This window comes from Streptomyces albus subsp. albus (genome assembly GCF_000719865.1).
Taxonomy (GTDB): Bacteria; Actinomycetota; Actinomycetes; order Streptomycetales; family Streptomycetaceae; genus Streptomyces; species Streptomyces albus_E.
Genome location: NZ_JOID01000010.1, coordinates 144,867 through 165,717, shown reverse-complemented (window position 1 = coordinate 165,717; position 20,851 = coordinate 144,867). Strand labels below are relative to the sequence as shown.

The window sequence follows — 20,851 nt, the reverse complement described above, 5'->3', positions numbered from 1 at the left end:
CTTCGCTGCCGGCGGCAACCCCTGCGGCACCAGCTGGCCCAGTGGCGGCGGCGAGGCCCCCGACGAGCCCACCTCGCGTCACACCAATGAGCCCTTCCGACGCGCCCGCGTGGGGTGGCGGCCGCCGTATGGGGGCCGACGAGCACGAAGCTCCCTTCCCTTACGGCAGTGCCACCTGCCACCCGGACCAAGAAGCCTCATGATTGCCACCCTGCTCAGCGATACGTCAACGAGGCCGCCGAGGCACTCGTCCGCTCGCCCCATACTCGGCGAAGCGATCACCGCCTCCGAGGGACGAGCAGCGTCTGCTGCCCGACAGCCCCCTCGTCCTCCGCATCACAGGCACCCACTGGCCGCAAGACACAGGTGTGAGCCCGAAGGTGCCGACCCACGCCCTGAGCACGCTGCAACGGGACAGCATCCTCTCCCGGTCCGTCACCATGTCCGTCCCGGTCCGCGTCGACCGGGCCCTCACCCCGCTCGGCGAGTACCTCGCCCTGCTGCCGGCCGTGGTGAGGGACCGGGCGGAGACTCACCACCACGCGGTCCACGCGGTCCGGGAGCGCTGCGACACGGAGAACGTCGGGCCGCTGGAGAAGTGGCCGGGCAGCCGGCGGCGCCGTCCCCTCGCACGGCGCCGCCGGCTCACGCCGCCCGCCACAGGGCCGGCACCGCCGGCGGCTCCCAGCCCGGCTGTGCGGTGTGCGCCTGGAGGCAGACGTAGGCGTGTCCGGCGTACGTGACCCGGTCGTCCGCCCGATAGGAGACGCCCACCGTCCAGGTCCCGCCCGGCGGGGTGGGACCGGGGCCCGGGTCCTGCGGGACGTCGAGGACGAAGTCGAACGCCGCCTCCCGGCCGCCGCCCCCGTCGCGCACGGTCATCAGCAGCCGCGGATCGAAGATCGTGTCGGTGTTGTTGCGCGGCTCGTTCGGGAAGTACAGCTGCGTGGTCAGGACCGGACGGCCGGGCGCCTGCAGCTTGACGTGGAGGTGGCGGGTGCGCCCCGGGTACAGGCCCGGCACGATCGTGGTGAGCGTGAAGGAGCCGCGGGAATCGGTGTATTGGTGCCCGCGCAGCCGGAAACCCGTGTTGTCGTAGGCGCCGTTGGCATCAGCCTGCCAGAAGTCCAGCAGCACCCCGGACAGGGGCAGGCAGGCGCGGCCGAAGACATAACCCGTCACGGTCAGCGAGGTGCCCGGCATGCCTGGCTCCAGCAGGCTGGTGCGCTGCGGTGAGTTCGGCTTGAAGTAGGGGCCCTCCATCTGCTCCGGGGTGGGGTCGTCGCCGTCGTCGCAGGACGGCGTGAGCTGCGGCGTGGTGCCGCTCGCCGCCGCGGTGCGGGCGAGGGCCGGTCCGGCGGCCAGTGCGACGGGAACCGCGGCGGTGGCCGCGAGCGCGGCCCGCAGCACCGTCTTGCGGCCGACGAGCCGGGGAGATGCCGGCTCGCGGCCGGTGCCGGGGTCGTCCGGGCCCGCGCTGTACGTGCCTGCCTCGTCCATGTCTCCTCCTCGTGGGGGGTGGACACCGAAACTAGGCGGGTACCGACGGCGCTTCGAGGGACTGGTGGTGGCGGCTGTGGTGTTTTCGGAAGGCGCCGGGACTGCTGCCGGTCTCGCGTCGGAAGAACCGCCCGAAGTAGGCCGGGTCGTCGAAGCCGGTGCGGGCGGCAACCTGCCGTACGGTCAACTCGGTGTGAGCGAGCAGCTGTTGAGCCTGGTACACGCGGGCCTCGATGAGGAGCCGTCCGGGCGGCCGGCCGGTGGCCGCCCGGACCGCCTGGGTGAGGTAGCCGGGTGAGACCCCCAACCGATCGGCGCACTCCCGCACCGTCCAGCCCGCCGCCTCGGGCCGCGTGACCAGCTCCGCGAAGGCCTCCGCCACGGCGGCCGTACGGCCGTGGGCGCGCGGCTCGCGGCCCTGTCCCGTGCGGCAGGGGAGCCGGGCGGCGCGCACGATCAGGACGTGGAGCAGGGACCGCAGGACGCTCTCGTGCCCCGGGGCGCGCTGCCGGTACTCGGCGGCCAGTTCGGCGATCAGGCCCCCGATCGACCGGTCCTGCCCGGCGTCCAGCCCGTACCGGCAGTGCGCTCCCAGCTCCCGCAGCAGCTCACGGTCGCCGGGGTGGTCCACCAGAAAGTCGTCGGTGAACAGCACGAGCGAGCCCTCGGGCCCCTGCCCGCCCTCCCAGTGGTGCACCTGGCCGGGCCGAATCACGGCCAGCTGCGGGGGCTTGACCGGCCACCGGGCGATATCGACGACATGGGTTCCCGAACCGGCGCGGAGGTGGACGATCTCGTAGAAGGTGTGCCGGTGCGGCCGGTCCCACCGCGATAGCGGGCCCACCTCCTCGAAGGAGCCCACCGCGAAGGGCAGGGCGGTGGGCGGGGACACCTCCAGCCGGTGCAGCGGCACGTCCCCCGGGCCGGTCGGCAGGGTGGGAACTCCCGGCAGGACGGTGGTGCTGCGCATCACTCGTACTCCTCTCGCGGACACGACCGGGTCGGGCACATCCGTTCCCGTTGAGGTCTGTACCAACCCCTTGCCCGTCGCCCTCCGGCACCGCAAGCTCCCTTCATGGAGCTGGAGTTGCGGCATCGGAAGACCATCCGGGCCATCGCCGACGCGGGCAGCCCGACCAGGGCGGTCCCGTGCCACCAGGCCCGCCGCAACGGCACTCCCCGGGGAGAATCTGGGGAGGATCGACGGTCCTGGGGAGCGCGTGGGGAGAATCGACCGCGTAACGCAGCACGATCCCGAAAGACACTGAAAGACTTATCCGCGCAGGTCAGGGACGGGTACATCCGCATCGATGCAGGTCAGAGACGCTGACGCGACTCGTCACGCCCTTGCGTGAGGGAGGCCGCCTCCCGGAACCCTCGAGGCCGGAGGCCGGTGCGCCGTACCCGGAGCCCGGGGGCAATGTGGTGGCGGACCGAGCGGTGCTCGGGCAGGCTCACGCGTACGGTCCCGATGGTTCAGAACATGGCGATCGACTGCGCTGATGCCTATCAACTGGCCCGGTTCTGGTGCGAGGTGACCGGTCGCCCGCTGAACCCGGAGGACGAACCGGGCGACCCGGAAGCTCGGGTGATGCTGCCGGAGGGTCCGCTGCTCCACTTCAACCAGGTGCCGGAACCGAAGACGGCCAAGAACCGGATCCACCTGTGCCTGCGCCCGGCGACCTCGCGCGAGGACGAGGTCCACCGTTTGCTGAACCTTGGTGCCACCTTCGTCGCCGACCGCCGGGAACCCGGCGGAGCAGGCTGGGCTGTCCTCGCCGCCCCGAGGGCAACGAATTCTGTGTTCTCCGCAGCGAGCGGGACCGCGCCGCGATGCCGCGCGCCGGGAAGGGCGCCTGACGGGCCGTTCCCGTTCAGGCGCCCTTCCGTGGCGTCTAGAAGAAGCCCAGCTTCTTCGGCGAGTACGAGACCAGCAGGTTCTTGGTCTGCTGGTAGTGCTCCAGCATCATCCGGTGGTTCTCCCGGCCGATGCCCGACTGCTTGTAGCCGCCGAAGGCCGCGTGTGCCGGGTAGGCGTGGTAGCAGTTCGTCCAGACGCGGCCCGCCTGGATGGTGCGGCCCGCGCGGTAGGCGGTGTTCATGTCGCGGGTCCAGACGCCCGCGCCCAGTCCGTAGAGGGTGTCGTTGGCGGTCTTCATGGCGTCGTCGAAGTCGCTGAAGGAGGTGACCGAGACGACCGGGCCGAAGATCTCCTCCTGGAAGATCCGCATGTGGTTGCCGCCCTCGAAGATGGTGGGCTGCACGTAGTAGCCGCCCTCCATGTCCCCGCCGGCGGTGATCTGTTCGCCCCCGGTGAGGACCTTGGCGCCCTCCTGCCGACCGATGTCGAGGTAGGAGAGGATCTTCTGGAGCTGGTCGTTGGACGCCTGGGCGCCGATCATCGTGTCCGTGTCCAGGGGGTGCCCGGGGACGATCTTTTCCGTGCGGGCCACCGCCGCGTCCAGGAACTCCCGGTAGTGACCGTGCTGGATGAGGGCCCGCGACGGGCAGGTGCAGACCTCGCCCTGGTTGAGGGCGAACATCGTGAAGCCCTCCAGGGCCTTGTCGAAGAAGTCGTCATCCGCGGACGACACGTCGTCGAAGAAGATGTTCGGGCTCTTGCCGCCGAGTTCGAGCGTGACCGGCTTGATGTTCTCGCTGGCGTACTGCATGATCAGCCGCCCCGTCGTGGTCTCGCCGGTGAAGGCGATCTTCGCCACGCGCGCGCTGGAGGCCAGCGGCTTGCCCGCCTCCACGCCGAAGCCGTTGACGATGTTGACCACGCCCGGTGGCAGCAGGTCGGCGATCAGGCCCATCAGGACGTGGATCGACGCCGGTGTCTGCTCGGCCGGCTTCAGGACGACCGCGTTGCCCGCGGCCAGCGCCGGCGCCAGCTTCCAGACGGCCATCAGGATGGGGAAGTTCCACGGGATGATCTGGCCGACCACGCCCAGCGGCTCGTGGAAGTGGTAGGCGACGGTGTCGTCGTCCAGTTCGCTGAGGCTGCCCTCCTGGGCGCGCAGCGCGCCGGCGAAGTAGCGGAAGTGGTCGATGGCGAGCGGGATGTCGGCGGCGAGCGTCTCGCGGACCGGCTTGCCGTTCTCCCAGCTCTCCGCGACCGCCAGCTCCTCCAGGTGGGCCTCCATCCGGTCGGCGACCTTGTTGAGGACGGTGGCGCGCTCGGCCGCCGGGGTGCGGCCCCAGGCCGGGGCGGCCGCGTGGGCCGCGTCGAGGGCCGCCTCGACGTCCTCGGCGGTGCCCCGCGCCACCTCGGTGAAGGGACGGCCGTTCACCGGGCTGGGGTTCTCGAAGTACCGGCCGAGCTTCGGCCGGACGTACTCCCCGCCGATCCAGTGGTCGTAACGGGGCTGGTAGGAGACGATCGCGCCGTCGGTTCCGGGCGCGGAGTAGCGGGTCATCTCGGTGGCCTCCTGGGGTGCGCGTACGGGCTCGCACCGGCTCGTCATCGGCCGGTCCGGCGGAGGCTAGTGACCGGAAGGTTGCAACCACGTTGCGTGAGCCGCCCGGTGACCGGGCCGTCGCCCGCGGGGGAGGTGCAGGGCCCGCACGGTCGTACGCCGCACGGATGACAGCGGGCCGGGGCGCTCTCCCGGCCCGCCGGCCGGCGCCCACCCCCGTGCGGCGCCGGCCGGCGGGCCCGCGGCCGGAGCGCGCCCGGCCTTCCTCCCCTCCCGCTGCCCCGAGGATGTCCGGCCACCGGTCCGGCGGCGACCTGTTTCGGCGTTGCCCGAAGAAGGGCGCGACGGAACGATGGGGCAAGTGCCCCTGCGTTTTCACTTCACCGCCGAAGACTTGGCCCGTACCCGCGTGGCCGAGGCGCCGCGCCCGCTGCTGGAGGTGGACATCGCGCTGCGGCTGCTGCAGGAGCGCAGCTACCCGGTGCGGTTCGGCGCCTGGCGCCGGCAGGTGTTGCGGCAGCTGTCACCGCAGGTGCGGATGCTCTTCGAGGTGACCCCTTCGGTGGGGGTCTCCCTGAACCTGCTCGATGCCGCCGCGGCCCGCGAACCGGGTGAACTGTTCGACGAGATGCGGTCCCTGCCCCGCGGGCACGTCCGCAAGGAGACGGAGGCGTGGGCTGCGCAGCGGCGGACGGTTCCCGCCTGGACCCGGGGCCTCGGGGAGGACGCGGCCGTGCTGGGGCGGCTGGTGGATCTCATGGAGCACGTCCACCGGGAGGCCGTCGAGCCGCACCGGGAGCGGATCGACGCACTGGTCGCGGCAGACCAGGCGATGCGCATGCGTCACGTGATCCGGGGCGGCCCGGGAACCCTGCTGAACTCCCTCAATCCGCGCCGGATGCGCTGGGAACCGCCGGTGCTGGCCGTGAGGATGGCCTCGGGCCGCGATGCCGACGTCCATCTCGGGGGCCGCGGACTGCTGTTGGTCCCCAGTGTGTTCGGCGTCGAGTTCCCGCTGCTCGACGACACCGCCGAACCGCAGCCCTGGATCACCTACCCCGTCAGCGGCGCGGAGACCGGGGCCGCCCTGCCGGCCGTGCGGACGGCCTCCGCGCTGACGGCGCCCTCCCCGGCACTGTCGGCGCTCCTGGGCGCCACCCGCGCCACGGTGCTGCGCTCCATCGCCGAGCATCCCGGGTGCACGACCACGGAACTCGCGCGGTACGCGCGCATCTCACCGGCCAGTGCCAGTGAGCACGCCACCGTGCTGCGGACCGCCGGGCTCACCACGACCGCCCGCCATCGCAACACCGCGCTGCACACCGTGACGCCCGCGGGCGTCACGGTGCTCAACGCCCCGGCCGGCGGGTAGGGCGCGCGGGGGCGCGGCGCCGGCCCCGGCGGTGCTCTCAGCGCACGGGGAACCCGCTCTGCTCGGCGTCCAGTTCGCGGACGCGCTGCAGGACGAGCGGGGCGCGCGGTGACCCCTGGGGGAGGACGGCCGCCAGCGCCGCCCACGCCTCCAGGTCCTCCGCGCCCCACGGGCTGCCCGTCCAGGCGCCCAGCAGCTCCGGGTCGCGGCGGGCCAGCAGGGCCGCGCGCAGCTGGCCGTCGACGCGGTCGCGCAGCCGGAGCACGGCCGGGGCCCGGGAGGAGGGCAGCAGCGGGCCGCGGTAGGCGGCGACGGCCGCCGCCGGCGTTCCGGCCGCGAGGTGGCGCAGCACCGTGTCGAAGTCCGCCGTGACCGGCGCCGTCAGCCGGTACGGGCGGGAGCGGAGCAGCCCGTCGCCGAGTGCCCGGCGCAGCCGCGACAGCTCGGCGCGCAGGGTGACCGGGGTCGTGTGCTCGTCCTCGTACAGGGCGACGAGCAGTTCGTCCCCGGTCATGCCCTCGGGGTGGCAGGCGAGCAGGACCATCAGTTCGCTGTGGCGGCGGCTGAGCCGGAGGGTGCGGCCGCCGGCGGTGAGCTGGGCCTCGTCCAGGCCGAGGGCGCGGAGTTCCACGGCGGGGGAGGCGGTCCGTGACGCGCCGGGCGCCGGGCCGAGCAGGGCGAGCTGCGACTCGGCGGCCCGGGCGACGGCCTGGACGAAGGCGAGGCTGTGCGGGTGGGCGAGCCGGTCGCCGCCGGTGATGTCGACGGCGCCGAGCAGCCGGCCGCTGTGCGGGTCGTGCACCGGGGCGGCGGCGCACGTCCAGGTGTGCACGGTGCGGTTGAAGTGCTCGGCCGCGAACACCTGCACGGGGCGGTCGACGGCGACGGCCGTGCCGGGCGCGTTGGTTCCCACGGCCGACTCGGACCAGGCCGCGCCGGGCACGAAGTTCATCCGGTCCGCGCGGCGGCGGGCGGCCGTGTGGCCCTCGACCCACAGGAGCCTGCCCTGCGCGTCGCAGACGGCCAGCAGATGTTCCCCGTCCATGGCGAAGGTGCCCATCAGATCGCGGAACAGCGGCATGACCCGGGCCAGCGGATGCTCCGCGCGGTAGGCGTCGAGGTCGTCGTCGGACAGCTCGACGGGCGCGGTGCCGTCCGGGCTGACACGGGCCCGCGCGGAGCGCCGCCAGGAGTCGGCGACCACCGGGCGGACGGACGGCCCGGGCGGGCCCGGGCGGCGGCCGCCGGCGGGCGCCCCGGCCTGCCCCCCGGCCCGCCCCGTGGTGAAGGCGTCGTGCGCGCGGCGGATCGCGCCGGCCCGCTCGGCGGGATCGGCGCCCGGTTCGAGAGCGACCCAAGGATTGACCACGACGGCTTCCCGGAATGGATGAGCGGAGCGGAGTGTCACCATCGTGGCGGTGCATCGAGGGTTCGACAACAGATGGGGAGACGTCGATGACGGAAGAACCGGAGACGGCGGAGCAGCTCGCGGCCTTCCCGGAGTCCTGGGAACGCTGTCTGGCGGTCGTCGCCCACCCGGACGATCTCGAATACGGGGCCGCCGCGGCCATCGCCGGCTGGGTGGACCGGGGAGCGGAGGTCTCCTACCTCCTGGTCAGCCGGGGCGAGGCGGGCATCGACGGCATGGCGCCCGCGGACTGCGCGCCGCTGCGGGAACGGGAGCAGCGGGAGAGCGCGGCCGTGGTCGGCGTGTCCTCGGTGGAGTTCCTCGACGGCTACCCGGACGGGGTGATCGAGTACGGCACCGGACTGCGCCGGGACATCGCGGCCGCGATCCGCCGGCACCGGCCGGAGCTGGTGCTCACCCTCAACCACCGCGAGACCTTCGGCGGCACCTTCTGGAACACCCCGGACCACCGGGCGGTCGGCCTGGCCACGCTGGACGCGGTGGGCGACGCCGGCAACCGGTGGATCTTCCCCGAACTGACCGAGCAGGGGCTCCAGCCGTGGGACGGGGTGCGCTGGGTGGCCGTCGCCGCCTCCCCGCAGCCGACGCACGCGGTCGACGTGACGGACGGGCTGGAGAAGGGCGTCCTGTCCCTGCTGGCGCACCGCGCCTACATCGAGGGCCTGACGGACGAGGACCCGGAAAGCTACGCCCGCGCCTTCCTCACCGGCAACGCCGAAGCCGCGTCCACCCGCTTCGGCGGCCGCCCGGCCGCGGTCTTCGAGGTCTTCCCCCGCTGAGCGCGGTGAGCCGGAGGGGGCGGCGCGCGGTGGCGGGCAGCCCCGTCAGCGGTGCGCCGCTGCTCACGCCGCGCGGGCGGACGCGGCGGCGCCCGGCGAGCCCGTGCCCGCGTCCGCGTCAGCAGAGGGAGGCGCGCCGTACCGGGCCAGGCAGTGCCAGACCATCTTCAGGGCCTGATGGTCGTGGTGGCCGGAGCGGGCGGCGTCGCCGATGACCCGGGGGTCGAGACGGCCGTCCTCGGCGATCGCGGCTCCGAGTTCGGTGTACTCCGGCCCCCGGTAGTCCGGGTGGCGCCGCAACTCCTCGACGGTGAGCCGGAATCCTGCGTGCCATTCGACGGGGCAGGGCAGCCGGCGGGCCGCTGCCTCCACCTCCGTACCGCGGTAACTCGGGTCCAGGACCAGCGCCTCCACATGGCGGTCGAGCGCGACCGGGCCGTGCACCTGGGCCTCGATGTAGTCGTTGAGCACATCCTGGTCGTCGGCCGCGGCCAGTTCGATCAAAGACATGGCGGCCGCGGTGCCGAAATGCGACGGCTCGGCGGCACTGTCCGGATAGCAGAACGTGGCGCGTTCCAGCGTCTCCGCTGTCAGCCGGAAGTGGGAGGAGCCGAAGCGGTGGGCCGCGCCGAAGGGGCGCCGACGGAAGTTGAGCGCGCCGTAGACGGGGCGCTCGTGCGCGGGTGCCCGGTCGTAGGCCCCGCCGAACATCCTGCTCTCCCAGCGCCACCGGTCGCCGCCGGGATGGGCGGTCAGGCCGCCGTTGCTGGTGCCGGTGACGAACTGCGAACGGTAGACGCCGTCCTCGGTCAGGGCCTGCAGGAGCGGCCGGTCGCCCGCCGTGCGGTCGGGGTGGAAGTTGAGCGTCAGGCGCAGCCGCGGGTCGAGCTGTGCTCCCGTGGCCAGGGACGCCACGTGGCGGAGCGCCCGTGTTGCGGCCGGGCCCGTGATGTCGTCGCGCATCACCGCAGTCTGCCCGGGCGCGGCCCGCCGCCGCACTGGATTTCCGCCGGGGCGGCGGCCGGGTGCGGGTGCGCGACGCGGGCGCGGGGTCAGGGCAGCCGCAGGGGCCGGCGTTCGAAGGCGGTGGCCAGGTCCTCGCCGATGCGGGCGGCCGTCTCGCGCAGGGCGGGCAGCAGCGCCGCCCGGGACTCCTCGGCCGTACCGCGGCCGGTGTGGGTGGAGACGTTGAGCGCCGCCACGGGGCGGCCGTCGCGGCCCCGTACGGGTACGGCCAGGGAGCGGAGGCCCTCCTCCAGCTCCTCGTCGACCAGGGCGTAGCCGTCCGCGGCCACCCCGTCCAGGACGCGGCCGAGCTCGGCGGGATCGGTGACCGTCCGGGCGGTGAAGCGCGGGAGCTCCCCGGCGGAGAGCCGCGCGGCGCGCTCCTCGGGGGGCAGGCCGGCCAGCAGGACCCGGCCCATGGAGGTGGGCGTGGCGGGGAAGCGGGTGCCGATGGTGATGTTGACGCTCATGATCCGGTACGTGGGGACGCGGGCGATGTACCGGATGTCGTCACCGTCGAGGACGGCCACGGAGGCCGATTCCCCTGCGCGGGCGGCCAGTTCCTCCAGGCGCGGCTGGACGATCTCCGCGAAGCCCAGCCCGGACAGCGGCGCGTAGCCCAGCTCCAGTACGCGGGGGAGCAGCTGGAAGCGGCGGTCGGCGGAGCGTACGTAGCCGAGCTGTTCGAGGGAGAGCAGAGCCCGGCGGGCGGTGGCCCGGGGCTGGCCGACCGCCTCCGCCGTCTCGGAGAGGGTGAGCCCGCGCGGTCCGGCGCCGAGGGCGGCGAGGACGTCCAGGCCGCGGGCCAGTGACTGCAGGAAGCCCGCGCCCAGCTCCCGTTTGGCGTCGGCCACGGGCGCGTACGGGGCCGTGCCCGGGCGCGGGGGACGGGCGCGGGCCTCGGCCAGGGCGGCCTCCATGGCGGGCAGCAGGGTGCGCAGCCGGGGGAGCGCGACGGCGGTGAGGGAGGCGGCGGTGTGCCGTCCGGTGTTGCTGACCACGCTGATGCCGCAGACTCGCCGGCCCTCCGCGTCCCGTACCGGCACGGCCACGGCGATCAGGCCCCGCTCCATCCGCTGGTCGTCCACGGCCCATACGGGGTGCTCCGGGCCGGTGACCATGCCGGCCGCGCAGCGGTCGGCGGGCAGGAGGTCGCCGATGCGGAAGACCGGGGTCATGGCGCGGCGGCGGATCACCTGGGTGACGAAGCGGACGCCGTCGCCGTCCGGCACCGCGACGGACACCGACTCGTCCAGCTCGTCCGCGATCAGCTCGGCGAACGGCTCCAGCGCGTCGGCCACGCCGCAGCTCCGCAGATAAGCGTTGCCGAACCGCATGAGCAGGGGCGAGAGCTCGAGGTCCCGGCCCGCCGCGCGGAGCAGGCCGAGGTGGAGGAGGGTGCCGACGACCCGGTCGACGGTGGCGCGGGCCAGCCCGGTGGCGTGCACGAGGTCGCTGGGCCGCAGCCGCCGGCCGCCGGACGCGGCCATCGCGCGCAGCACGGCCAGGCCGCGCTCCAGCGGGCCGGTCACCGGCACGGTGCCGGCGAGCGCCGCGGTGGTGTCGTCGCCGGTCATGGCCGGTCTCCTCCGTCGGGGTGGTGCGGAAGGCGCTGGTCGAGATGGGGACGGACCGTTGACAGCGGTGCCCGCGGGACGGAGACTCGACCCCGGGCAGCATTATGAACGAAAGTTCACTCGGCGAACAAGTGAGAGGGCATGGCAGAAATCCGCACCCTGCACGATGCCGTCGCAGAGCTCATCCATGACGGCGACACCGTGGCGATGGAGGGATTCACGCACCTGATCCCGTTCGCCGCCGCGCACGAAGTCATCCGGCAGGGCATCACCGACCTCACCGTGGTCCGGATGACCCCCGACGTCGTCTACGACCGTCTCATCGGCGCGGGGCTGGTGAGGAAGCTCGTCTTCTCCTGGGGCGGAAACCCCGGCGTCGGCTCCCTGCACCGCTTCCGCGACGCCGTCGAGAACGGCTGGCCGCGCACTCTCGAACTGGACGAGCACAGCCACGCCGGCATGGCCAACCGCTACGTCGCCGGCGCGTCCGGACTGCCGTTCGCCGTGCTGCGCGGCTACCGGGGCAGCGACCTCGCGACCCGCACGGACACCGTCTCCACCGTCACCTGCCCCTTCACCGGTGAGGAACTGGCCGCCGTACGGGCCCTCAACCCCGACGTCACCGTCATCCACGCCCAGCAGGCCGACCGCGACGGCAACGTCCAGCTCTGGGGTCTGACCGGCGTGCAGAAGGAGGCCGCGCTCGCCGCGAAGCGGGTGCTGGTGACCGTCGAGGAGATCGTGGACGTCCTGGAGCCCCGGCCCCGCGGCATCGTCCTGCCCGGCTGGGTCGTCACGGCCGTCGCGCACGTCCCCGGCGGCGCGCACCCCTCGTACGCCGCCGGCTACTCCGTCCGCGACAACGACGCCTACGCGGCCTGGGACGCGGTCTCCCGGGACCGCGACGCCTTCCGGGCCTGGCTGAAGGACCACGTGTACGACGGGAGCGAACCGCGATGACCACCGATGCCACCGCCCCGGCCGGCAGCCCCGGCGCACCGGAGGCCGGCTGGACCTCCGACGAGCTGATGACGGTCAACGCCGCCCGCGCCCTCTCCGGCGCCCGCACCTGCTTCGTCGGCATCGGGCTCCCCAGCACCGCCGCCAACCTCGCCCGCCACACCGCCAACCCGGGCCTCGTCCTGATCTACGAGTCCGGCACCCTGGGCTCCAAACCGACCCGGCTGCCGCTCTCCATCGGCGACGGCGAACTCGCCGACACGGCCGACGCGGTGGTCTCCGTGCCGGAGATCTTCAACTACTGGCTCCAGGCCGGGCGCATCGACGTCGGCTTCCTCGGCGCCGCCCAGGTCGACCGCTTCGCCAACATCAACACCACCGTCGTGGACCGGGGCCCCGGCCGCCCCGAGGGACGGCTGCCCGGGGCCGGCGGCGCCCCCGAGATCGCCGCCAACTGCGGGCGGGTGCTGATGGTGCTCCGCCACTCCACCCGCAACTTCGTGCGCCGGCTCGACTTCACCACCACCGTCGGCCACGGAACCGGGCCCGGGGACCGGGAACGGCTCGGGCTCCGCGGCGCCGGACCGACCGCCGTCATCACCGACCTCGGCATCCTGCGGCCCGACCCGGAGACGGCCGAGCTCGTCCTCACCGACCTCCACCCGGGCGTCACCGTCGGACAGGTGCGTGCCGCCACCGGCTGGGACCTGCGCGTCGCCGCGGACCCGGTCACCACCGCGCCGCCGGCGGAGGCCGAACTGGCCACCCTGCGCGCCCTCAAGGCCGCCGGAAGGAGCGCCGCGTGAACCGCCCGGTCCGCCGTACGCCGCCGGTGGCCGGACCGCTCCGCGCGGCCGCACACCGGACGCCCGGCCTCCGCCTCCGGGCCCGGATTGCCGCACCCTCCAGTGCCCGAACCGCCCCGCACGCCCAGGAGGCCTCCGCATGAAGCAGTCCCGCACCGCGCCGGTGCCGCCGCCCGCGCCGGCGCCGGCGCCCGAGACGGTCACGCCCGCCGACCGGCAGCCCCTGGTCCAGGCCGACATCGACCGGGAGATCGCCGAACTGCACGCGGCCTACGACGAGGCCCGCGCCGGGGGCGCCCCCGCGGCGCACCACCCCCCGCGCGACTTCCGCCCCTACCGCAGCAGCGTTCTGCGGCACCCGAAGGAGCCGCTCGTCGCCGTGAACGGCGACCCGGAGACCGTCGAACTGCACGGGCCCGTCTTCGGGCCCACCGACGTCACCGAACTCGACGCCGACCTCACCCGGCAGCACCGCGGCGAGCCGCTGGGCGAGCGCATCACCGTCACCGGACGCGTGCTCGACAGCAGCGGCCGCCCCGTGCGCAACCAGCTCGTCGAGATCTGGCAGGCCAACGCCTCCGGCCGCTACGCGCACCAGCGCGACCAGCACCCGGCGCCCCTCGACCCGCACTTCACCGGCGTCGGCCGCTGCCTGACCGACAATCACGGCGCCTACACCTTCACCACGATCAAGCCCGGCCCCTACCCCTGGCGGAACCACCTCAACGCCTGGCGCCCCGCGCACATCCACTTCTCGCTCTTCGGCGCCGCCTTCACCCAGCGGCTGGTCACCCAGATGTACTTTCCGGGCGACCCCCTCTTCCCCCACGACCCGATCCTGGCCTCGGTCACCGACACGGCCGCCCGCGAACGGCTCGTCGCCGCCTACGACCACGAGCTGTCGCGGCCCGAGTGGTCCCTGGGCTACCGCTGGGACATCGTCCTCGACGGACCCTCCGCCACCTGGATCGAGGAAGGCCGCTGATGAGCACCACACCACCCCGCGCCCTGCCGCCCACACCGTCCCAGACCGTCGGCCCCTTCTACGGCTACGCGCTGCCCTTCACCGGCGGCGGCGAGGTGGCACTCCCCGGCCACCCCGACACCATCACCGTCCACGGCCGGGTGCTCGACGGGGCCGGTGCGGGCGTCCCCGACGCCCTGCTGGAGTTCTGGCAGGCCGGACCCGACGGCTCCGTGGCCGGCGCCCCCGGCTCCCTGCGGCGCGACCCCGTCACCGGGGCGGTCCTCGGCCGGGACGGCGTCGACTTCACCGGCTTCGCCCGCGTCCCCACCGACGCCGACGGGCACTACACGCTGCGCACCCTGCCGCCCGGCGGCGCGCCCTACCTGTCCGTGTGCGTCTTCGCGCGCGGCCTCATGCACCACCTGTTCACCCGCGCCTATCTGCGCGACGACCCCGAGGACACACTGCTCTCCACGCTGCCGGCCGGGCGCAGGGCCACCCTGCTGGCGCTGCCGGAGGAGGGCAGGCACCGCACCCACCGGTTCGACATCCGCCTGCAGGGCGAGGGGGAGACGGTCTTCCTTGAGTTCGCCTGAGCCCGCGGGCGCCGCCGGAGCCCCGCCGCCGGCGGCCGGGGCGGGGGACGACACCGGGCTGCTCTCGCCCGTCCGGGCCGGCACCGCCGCCGAGGCGGCCACCGGCGACCGGGCCTGGCTGGCCGCCCTGCTCGACGCCGAGGCCGCGCTGACCCGCGCCCAGGCGGCGCTTGGCCTGGCACCGCGGGAGGCGGCCGACGCCGTGGACCGCGCTGTGCGCGAGGGCGCGTTCGACGTGCGGGACCTCGCCCTGCGCGCCCGCTCCGGCGGCAACCCCGTCATCCCCCTCGTCCACGACCTCACCGCCGCTGTACGGAAAGCGGCCCCGGACGCCGCCGCGTACGTGCACCGGGGCGCGACCAGCCAGGACATCCTCGACACCGCGACCATGCTGGTGGCCGCGCGGACGCTCCCGCTGATCCTCGCCGACCTCGAGCGCGCCGCCGGCGCCCTGGGCCGGCTGGCGGCCCGGCACCGCGCCACCCCCATGCCCGGCCGCACCCTCACCCAGCACGCCGTGCCCACCACCTTCGGCCTCAAGGCGGCGGGCTGGCGCGCCCTGCTCCTGGACGCCCACGACCGGCTGGCCGCGCTCCTGGACGGCGGTCTCCCGGCCCAACTGGGCGGCGCCGCGGGCACGCTGGCGGCCTTCGGCGCGTACGCGCGGCCCGGCGGCGGCGAGGACAAGGCGGGTAACGGCGGCACGGCCGCCCCGGACAGCGGGGGAGAGGACCAGCCCGGTGCGGGCTCGCGGATCGCCGCACGGTACGCGCGGGAACTCGGCCTCGCCGAGCCCTTGCTGCCCTGGCACACCCTGCGCACCCCCGTCGCCGATCTCGCCGCCGGGCTCTCCTTCACCGCCGGGGCGCTGGGCAAGCTCGCCGCCGACGTCCTGGTGCTCTCCCGCACGGAGGTCGGCGAGGTCGCGGAGGGAACCGGCGGCGGCTCGTCCGCCATGCCGCACAAGGCCAACCCCGCCCGCTCCGTGCTCATCGCGTCCGCCGCCCGCCAGGTCCCCGCCCTCGCCGCCGTGCTGCTCGGCTCGCTCGCGGCCGAGGACGAGCGGCCCGGCGGCGCCTGGCACGCCGAATGGCAGCCGCTGCGGGAGGCCCTGCGCCTGACCGGCGGCGCGGCCGAGGCGGCCGCCGGGCTGGCCGAGGGCCTGCACGTCCGGCCCGAACGCATGCGGGTGAACCTCGACCGCACGGGCGGACTCGTCGTCTCCGAACGCCTGACCGCCGAACTCGCCCCGCTCCTCGGCCGCACGGAAGCGGCCGGCCTGCTCGGTGCGGCGGCCCGCCGCGCAGCCGAGTCGGGGACCGGCCTCCTGGAAGCGCTTCGCGAGGAACCCGCCGTGCGGGACGCCCTGTCGGAGGCGCGGCTGCGGGAGCTGACCGACCCCGCCGGCTACACCGGCGAGGCGGCCGCTCTCACCGTCCGGGCCCTGCGCCGCGCGCCCCGCCGCCGTTCCGGCGGGCCGTCCGCCCCGCCGCCGTCCGTCCCGCCGTCCCCGTCGCGCCCCGAGGAGCAGGCATGACCGGCCGCCCGCTCGCACACCACCGGCTCGACGGGCCGGAGACCGCGCCCCCGCTGATCCTGGGGCCGTCCCTCGGCACCTCCGCGGCCGTCTGGGAACCGCAGGCCGCGGAGCTGGCCCGCACCCGCCGGGTGCTCCGCTGGGATCTGCCCGGCCACGGCGGCTCCCCGGTACATCTCCTGCCGTCCTGGGAGACGCCGGGCGCCACCACGGTCGCCGATCTGGCCCGCCTGGTGCTCGATCTCGCCGACCACCACGGCTGGACGCGCTTCGGCTATGCCGGCATATCCCTCGGCGGCGCGATCGGCGCCCATCTCGCGGCGCACCACCCCGAACGCGTCGAAGCGCTCGCCCTCGTCTGCTCCTCGGCCCGCTTCGGCGACCCCGATGCCTGGCGCGAACGGGCGCGGCTGGTCCGGGAGCAGGGCACCGGAGCGGTCCTGGACGCCACCCCCGGGCGCTGGTTCGCCGACCCGGCCGCGGCCGCCGCCTCCCGCCACGGAGCCGCCGTGCTCGCCGATCTCGCCGCCGCCGACCGGAACGGCTACGCCGCCTGCTGCGACGCGCTCGCCGGCTACGACCTGCGGTCCCGGCTCGGCGGCATCGGCGCGCCGGCCCTTGTCGTCGCCGGCCGCGACGACCCCGCCACCCCGCCCGCGCACGCGCGGGAACTCGCCGACGGCATCCCCGGGGCCGACCTGCTCGAACTCGCCCACGCCGCCCACCTCGCGGGGATCGACCGGCCCGCCGCCGTCGGCGCGGCGCTCCGCGCGCACTTCGGCGCCGGGGCGGCGCACCACCGCGACCCCGCGGGCCCGGCCGCCGCCCGTCCGCGTCCCCGTTCCCCCCGCCTCGTCCGCTCCGACACCCCCGAGGAACCCTGATGCGTACCACCGTCGGCATCATCGGCGGCGGACCCGCCGGTCTGCTGCTCGCCCGGCTGCTGGACCGGGCCGGAATCGACTCCGTCGTCCTGGAGCACCGTGACCGCGCCTACGTCGAGGAGCGGCAGCGCGCCGGCATCCTCGAACAGGGGACCGTCGACGCGCTGCGCGCCTGCGGTGCGGGCGAGCGCATGGACCGCGAGGGCCTGGTCCACCACGGCATCGAACTCCGCTTCGACCGCCGCGGCCACCGGATCGACTTCCCCTCGCTCACCGGCGGACGCAGCGTCATGGTGTACGCGCAGACGGAGGTCGTGAAGGACCTCATCGCGCTGCGGCTGGCGGAGGGCGGCCCTCTGCTGTTCGAGGCGGAGGCGGTGGCCGTCGAGGGCGCCGAGGGGGACAACCCGGTCATCCGGTTCACGCACGAGGGACGCGAGCGGACGCTCTCCTGCGACATCGTGGTCGGCTGCGACGGCTTCCACGGCGTCGCGCGCGAGGCGCTCCCCGAGGCGGAGCGGCGCGTGTACGAGCGGGTCTATCCGTACTCCTGGCTGGGCATCCTGGCCGATGTGCCGCCGTCCTGCGAGGAGTTGATCTACGCGCACTCGCCGCGCGGATTCGCCCTGCACAGCATGCGCACGCCCACCGTCAGCAGGCTCTACCTCCAGGTGCCGAACGGCACCGACCCGGACGACTGGTCCGACGAGCGGATCTGGGACGAACTGGACGCCCGGTTCGCAGTCGACGGCGACTGGAGGCTCGAACGGGGCCCGATCACCCAGAAGTCCGTCACCCCGATGCGCAGCTGGGTCACCGAGCCGATGCGCCACGGCCGGCTGTTCCTGGCCGGCGACGCCGCGCACATCGTCCCGCCGACCGGCGCGAAGGGGCTCAACCTGGCGGTGTCGGACGTGGTGGTGCTCGCGAAGGCGCTGGAGCACTGGCGGGCCACCGGGTCCGAGGACCTGCTCGACGCCTACTCCGACACCTGTCTGCGGCGGGTGTGGCGGGCCGAGCACTTCTCGTACTTCATGACGACCGCCCTGCACACCGACCCGGACCAGAGCCCGTTCGACGGCAAGCTCCAGCTATCCCAGCTGCACCGGATAGCCGACTCCACCGCCGCCGCCACCGAACTCGCCGAGAACTACACGGGACTGCCGATCGGCTGACCGTTCGAAGCCCGCGCGGCCGGCGGCCCGCGTCGAGGGGCGCCGGTCAGCCGGCGGCGGCCAGGGCGCCCATCGGGTCGTCCAGGACGTCCTGGACGACCGACTGGGCGGCGCCCAGCAGCGCGGCGTCCCGGCCCAGCCCGGACACCACGACCTCGCCGTGCGCCGCGCGGGTCGGATCGGCCACGTGCCGGCGCAACTCCCGCTCCGCCGCGGGCAGCAGCCAGGGCGAGAGCTCGGTCAGCGCGCCCCCGAGCACGATGGTCTCCGGGTCCAGCAGGTTCACCACCCCGGCGAGCGCGGTGCCGAGCGCCGTTCCCGCGCCCCGCAGCGCCCGGCGCGCTTCGGCGTCCCCCGCGTCGGCGCGCGCCCGCAGGACGGCCACCCCCGCCGCTCCCCGCTCCTCGATCCCGGCGGCACGGAGCACGGCCTCCTCGCCCGCGTACTGCTCCAGGCACCCCCGTCCGCCGCAGGCGCAGGGGCGCCCCGCGGGGCGTACCGGCACGTGCCCCAGTTCGCCCGCGAATCCGTGCGCCCCGCGCAGCAGGGCACCGTCCACGACCACCGCCGCGCCGATGCCGATCTCGGCCGAGACATAGACGAAGTCGCGCGGGGCCGGGGTGCGGCCGCCGCGCCAGAGCTCCGCCAGCGCGCCGATGTTGGCCTCGTTGGCGATCGTGACGGGCAGGGCGAGGGCGTCGGCGAGGACGGCGCCGGCGTCCAGGTCCTGCCAGCCGAGGTTCGGGGCGCGCACCACCGTCGCCGCGTCCCGCGCGACCAGACCCGGCACGGCGACCGCGACGCCGACGGGACGCAGCCCCTCGCGCTCCGCGTCCGCCGCCACCCGGGCACAGAGCCCGGCGAGCCGCCGCAGCACCGGGCCGGGCTCGCTGTCGCGGTGCCCGCCCGCCTCCTCCGCCCGCACCCGGACCCGTCCCCGCAGATCGACGGCGCAGACGGCCAGCCGGTCCACCCCGATCTCCGCGCCCAGCCCGGCCGGACCGCGCTCGCTCAGCGCGAGATCGCTGCCGGGGCGCCCGACCGTGCCCGGCCGGCTCCGGCCGAGCTCCACCAGCAGCCCGGCGCGCGCCAGTTCGTCGACGAGCGTCGACACGGCGGCGCGGGTCAGCCCGACCCGGGAGGCGACACCGGCCCGCGAGATCGGCCCGTGGGCGGCCACCGTGTGCAGCACCAGGGAGAGATTGCGCTGCCGCATGCCGTGCTGTGTGTTCGGCGCCGGTACGGCCACGGCCCCGGCTCCTTTCCTCGTGAACGCTCCGACCCTACGGGGACGCCGGGGCCGGCGCGTATGCGGTGCCGCCCGCACCGGGTCCGGCCGGCGCGGGCGGCGTCCGGGTCTCAGCTCTCCAGCAGCGGGCCCGCGCCCCGGAGAGTCCGCGCGAGCCGTTCCAGGGCTGCCTCGTCCCGCTCCACCGCGTCCAGGGACAGCCCCCGGTCGGTTCCCCAGCGCCGGGCCACCGCGGCCGGGTCCTCCCCGGTCAGCAGCCCGGCCGCCTGCGCGGCCGCGCCCAGCGCCACCAGCTCGGACGCCTCGGGCACCAGCACCGGGCGGCCGGAGAGCCGGCGCACCGTCTCCCGCCAGGCCGTGCCGCGGGCGCCGCCGCCGATGAGCAGGATCGGCGCGGCCGGGTCGGCGTCCGCGTCGAGCACCAGGTCCAGCGCCGACAGCAGCGCGTACACCGCGCCGTCGTAGGCGGCCTGGAGGATCTGCCCCGGCGTGGTGTCGTGCCGCAGTCCGTACAGCAGCCCGGACGCGTACGGCAGGTTGGGGGTCCGCTCGCCGTCGAGGAAGGGCAGGACGACGGCGGAGCCGCCCGGTTCCACGGCCTCGCGGTCCCGGCCGAGCAGCGCCGCGAACCGGTCCACGGCCAGAGTGCAGTTGAGCGTGCAGGCCAGGGGCAGCCAGTCGCCGCGGGCGTCGGCGAACCCGGCGACGGTGCCGGTCGGGTCGGCGGGACGGCGTGCCGAGACCGCGTAGACCGTGCCGGAGGTGCCGAGGCTCAGCACGGGCCGCCCCGGCCGCAGCCCGAGGCCCAGCGCGGCGGCCATGTTGTCGCCGGTGCCCGCGCCCACCACGGTGCCGGGCTTCAGCGGCAGGCCGTCCAGGCCGCCGCGGACCGTGCCCGCGGCCGAGCCCGGCGCGACGACCTCCGGCAGCAGCGCCGGGTCGAGGGCGACGCGGCCCAGGAGATCCTCGTCGTAGCGGCCGGACGGCGAGCCGTCCTCGCCGCGCCACCAGCCGGTGCCGGAGGCGTCTCCCCGGTCCGTGGTGCCGCGCCCGGTGAGCCGTTCGGTGAGGTAGTCGTGCGGCAGGCGGACGGCCGCCGTGCGCGCGGCGGCCTCCGGCTCGTTCTCCCGCAGCCACGCCCACTTGGTGACCGTGAAGGCCGGGGCGGGCACCGAGCCGATCCGCTCCGCCCACGCCTCCGGGCCGCCGAGCTCCTCGACGAGCCGGTCGCGCTGCGGGGCGGAGCGCACGTCGTTCCAGAGCATCGCGGGCCGCACGGGCCGCCCGCCGGCGTCCAGGGTCACCAGCCCGTGCTGCTGCCCGCCGACCGAGACGGCCTCCGCCCGCTCCGCCGCCGCGCCGCACTGGCGGAGGGCCTCGCCCAGCGCCTCCCACCACTGCCCGGGATCGCTCTCCCGTCCCGCGCCGCCGCTGACCCGGTGCGGCGCCTGCCCGCGGGCGACGACCTCGCCGGTGGCGGCGTCGACGACCAGTGCCTTCGTGGACTGGGTGGAGCTGTCCACGCCCACGACGAGCGGCCCGTCACCGGAGCGCTGCCCTCCCGTTGCTGTCATCGCGCGATCCCTTCCCGGGCCG

At 75.2% G+C, this 20,851-nt stretch carries 18 protein-coding genes and 1 pseudogene; 11 read left to right on the top strand and 8 right to left on the bottom strand.

Translation table 11 applies throughout. The features are described 5' to 3' along the window. Window positions 1-368: 368 nt before the first annotated feature. Window positions 369-743: a winged helix-turn-helix transcriptional regulator gene (locus IF83_RS33115; protein WP_279617218.1), complete on the top strand. Its 375-nt coding sequence runs from the start codon at window positions 369-371 to the stop codon at window positions 741-743. On the opposite strand, the gene IF83_RS0112775 is transcribed toward IF83_RS33115, so the two are convergent. Together IF83_RS0112775 and IF83_RS0112770 are read right to left on the bottom strand one after the other, a co-directional pair. Further along, window positions 646-1,500, bottom strand: coding sequence for a dioxygenase family protein (locus tag IF83_RS0112775; protein WP_078843422.1), 855 nt, complete (start codon window positions 1,498-1,500; stop codon window positions 646-648). The two genes, IF83_RS33115 and IF83_RS0112775, sit on opposite strands and share 98 nt — an antisense overlap. A 31-nt stretch (window positions 1,501-1,531) precedes the next feature. Beyond that, window positions 1,532-2,470 (bottom strand): helix-turn-helix transcriptional regulator, encoded by a 939-nt coding sequence (locus tag IF83_RS0112770; protein ID WP_030544250.1) that lies wholly within the window; start codon window positions 2,468-2,470, stop codon window positions 1,532-1,534. 450 nt (window positions 2,471-2,920) lie between these two features. On the opposite strand from IF83_RS0112770, the pseudogene IF83_RS32015 reads away from it, so the two are divergent. Beyond that, window positions 2,921-3,360 (top strand): annotated as a pseudogene (locus IF83_RS32015) (VOC family protein). Between the two features lie 35 nt (window positions 3,361-3,395). Here the strand turns inward: IF83_RS32015 and exaC are convergent. Then, on the bottom strand, window positions 3,396-4,919 hold the full coding sequence (gene exaC, locus IF83_RS0112760; RefSeq protein ID WP_030544249.1) for an acetaldehyde dehydrogenase ExaC: 1,524 nt from the start codon (window positions 4,917-4,919) through the stop codon (window positions 3,396-3,398). Between the two features lie 361 nt (window positions 4,920-5,280). Here exaC and IF83_RS0112755 point away from each other — a divergent pair, with 361 nt between their 5' ends. Beyond that, window positions 5,281-6,291, top strand: coding sequence for a winged helix-turn-helix domain-containing protein (locus IF83_RS0112755; protein ID WP_107046751.1), 1,011 nt, complete (start codon window positions 5,281-5,283; stop codon window positions 6,289-6,291). A 37-nt stretch (window positions 6,292-6,328) separates the two neighbouring features. Here IF83_RS0112755 and IF83_RS0112750 read toward each other — a convergent pair whose 3' ends face one another. After that, window positions 6,329-7,660, bottom strand: a complete 1,332-nt coding sequence (locus IF83_RS0112750) for a helix-turn-helix domain-containing protein (protein ID WP_030544247.1) — start codon at window positions 7,658-7,660, stop codon at window positions 6,329-6,331. Window positions 7,661-7,746: 86 nt separating this feature from the next. On the opposite strand from IF83_RS0112750, the gene IF83_RS0112745 reads away from it, so the two are divergent. Continuing rightward, window positions 7,747-8,499, top strand: a complete 753-nt coding sequence (locus IF83_RS0112745; RefSeq protein WP_030544246.1) for a PIG-L deacetylase family protein — start codon at window positions 7,747-7,749, stop codon at window positions 8,497-8,499. Between the two features lie 63 nt (window positions 8,500-8,562). Here the strand turns inward: IF83_RS0112745 and IF83_RS0112740 are convergent, their stop codons facing one another. Both IF83_RS0112740 and IF83_RS0112735 read right to left on the bottom strand, forming a co-directional pair. Then, a complete protein-coding gene (locus tag IF83_RS0112740) occupies window positions 8,563-9,462 on the bottom strand; it encodes a DUF3626 domain-containing protein (protein ID WP_037679841.1) in 900 nt (299 codons plus the stop codon). Window positions 9,463-9,551: 89 nt separating this feature from the next. Continuing rightward, a complete protein-coding gene (locus tag IF83_RS0112735) occupies window positions 9,552-11,081 on the bottom strand; it encodes an IclR family transcriptional regulator domain-containing protein (protein WP_030544244.1) in 1,530 nt (509 codons plus the stop codon). A gap of 141 nt (window positions 11,082-11,222) precedes the next feature. Between IF83_RS0112735 and IF83_RS0112730 the strand changes: the two genes are divergently transcribed. From IF83_RS0112730 to IF83_RS0112700, 7 genes are all read left to right on the top strand, one after another. After that, a complete protein-coding gene (locus IF83_RS0112730; protein WP_030544243.1) occupies window positions 11,223-12,041 on the top strand; it encodes a CoA transferase subunit A in 819 nt (272 codons plus the stop codon). Continuing rightward, window positions 12,038-12,847 (top strand): CoA-transferase subunit beta, encoded by an 810-nt coding sequence (locus tag IF83_RS0112725; RefSeq protein WP_030544242.1) that lies wholly within the window; start codon window positions 12,038-12,040, stop codon window positions 12,845-12,847. Before IF83_RS0112730 ends, IF83_RS0112725 begins: the two co-directional genes overlap by 4 nt. 139 nt (window positions 12,848-12,986) lie before the next feature. Beyond that, entirely contained in the window at window positions 12,987-13,832 is an 846-nt protein-coding gene (pcaH, locus tag IF83_RS0112720; protein WP_078843421.1) for a protocatechuate 3,4-dioxygenase subunit beta, read from the top strand. Beyond that, window positions 13,832-14,410 carry a protocatechuate 3,4-dioxygenase subunit alpha gene (gene pcaG / locus IF83_RS0112715; RefSeq protein ID WP_030544240.1) on the top strand — a complete coding sequence of 193 codons (579 nt, stop codon included), beginning with the start codon at window positions 13,832-13,834 and terminating at the stop codon, window positions 14,408-14,410. Before pcaH ends, pcaG begins: the two co-directional genes overlap by 1 nt. Beyond that, window positions 14,397-15,947 (top strand): 3-carboxy-cis,cis-muconate cycloisomerase, encoded by a 1,551-nt coding sequence (gene pcaB, locus IF83_RS0112710; protein WP_078843420.1) that lies wholly within the window; start codon window positions 14,397-14,399, stop codon window positions 15,945-15,947. Before pcaG ends, pcaB begins: the two co-directional genes overlap by 14 nt. Further along, window positions 15,944-16,831, top strand: coding sequence for an alpha/beta fold hydrolase (locus IF83_RS0112705; RefSeq protein ID WP_078843419.1), 888 nt, complete (start codon window positions 15,944-15,946; stop codon window positions 16,829-16,831). The genes pcaB and IF83_RS0112705 overlap by 4 nt, the downstream gene beginning before the upstream one ends. Continuing rightward, window positions 16,831-18,006, top strand: a complete 1,176-nt coding sequence (locus tag IF83_RS0112700; protein ID WP_030544237.1) for a 4-hydroxybenzoate 3-monooxygenase — start codon at window positions 16,831-16,833, stop codon at window positions 18,004-18,006. Before IF83_RS0112705 ends, IF83_RS0112700 begins: the two co-directional genes overlap by 1 nt. Before the next feature lie 46 nt (window positions 18,007-18,052). Here IF83_RS0112700 and IF83_RS0112695 read toward each other — a convergent pair whose 3' ends face one another. Next, the gene (locus tag IF83_RS0112695) at window positions 18,053-19,333 is read right to left on the bottom strand and encodes an ROK family transcriptional regulator (protein WP_394297320.1); all 1,281 of its coding nucleotides are present in this window, start codon (window positions 19,331-19,333) and stop codon (window positions 18,053-18,055) included. Between the two features lie 32 nt (window positions 19,334-19,365). Beyond that, complete coding sequence (gene xylB / locus IF83_RS0112690) at window positions 19,366-20,829, bottom strand: xylulokinase (protein WP_030544236.1); 1,464 nt, start codon at window positions 20,827-20,829, stop codon at window positions 19,366-19,368. Window positions 20,830-20,851 lie beyond the last annotated feature (22 nt).

What these genes read in the sequence shown, in the direction of transcription:
- IF83_RS0112770 (WP_030544250.1), bottom strand. Translation starts at nt 2,470, where the DNA reads ATGCGCAGCACCACCGTCCTGCCGGGAGTTCCCACCCTGCCGACCGGC.
- exaC (WP_030544249.1), bottom strand. Translation starts at nt 4,919, where the DNA reads ATGACCCGCTACTCCGCGCCCGGAACCGACGGCGCGATCGTCTCCTAC.
- IF83_RS0112745 (WP_030544246.1), top strand. Translation starts at nt 7,747, where the DNA reads ATGACGGAAGAACCGGAGACGGCGGAGCAGCTCGCGGCCTTCCCGGAG.
- pcaH (WP_078843421.1), top strand. Translation starts at nt 12,987, where the DNA reads ATGAAGCAGTCCCGCACCGCGCCGGTGCCGCCGCCCGCGCCGGCGCCG.
- IF83_RS0112705 (WP_078843419.1), top strand. Translation starts at nt 15,944, where the DNA reads ATGACCGGCCGCCCGCTCGCACACCACCGGCTCGACGGGCCGGAGACC.
- pcaG (WP_030544240.1), top strand. Translation starts at nt 13,832, where the DNA reads ATGAGCACCACACCACCCCGCGCCCTGCCGCCCACACCGTCCCAGACC.
- IF83_RS0112775 (WP_078843422.1), bottom strand. Translation starts at nt 1,500, where the DNA reads ATGGACGAGGCAGGCACGTACAGCGCGGGCCCGGACGACCCCGGCACC.
- xylB (WP_030544236.1), bottom strand. Translation starts at nt 20,829, where the DNA reads ATGACAGCAACGGGAGGGCAGCGCTCCGGTGACGGGCCGCTCGTCGTG.
- IF83_RS0112730 (WP_030544243.1), top strand. Translation starts at nt 11,223, where the DNA reads ATGGCAGAAATCCGCACCCTGCACGATGCCGTCGCAGAGCTCATCCAT.
- IF83_RS0112735 (WP_030544244.1), bottom strand. Translation starts at nt 11,081, where the DNA reads ATGACCGGCGACGACACCACCGCGGCGCTCGCCGGCACCGTGCCGGTG.
- IF83_RS0112725 (WP_030544242.1), top strand. Translation starts at nt 12,038, where the DNA reads ATGACCACCGATGCCACCGCCCCGGCCGGCAGCCCCGGCGCACCGGAG.
- IF83_RS0112740 (WP_037679841.1), bottom strand. Translation starts at nt 9,462, where the DNA reads ATGCGCGACGACATCACGGGCCCGGCCGCAACACGGGCGCTCCGCCAC.
- IF83_RS0112700 (WP_030544237.1), top strand. Translation starts at nt 16,831, where the DNA reads ATGCGTACCACCGTCGGCATCATCGGCGGCGGACCCGCCGGTCTGCTG.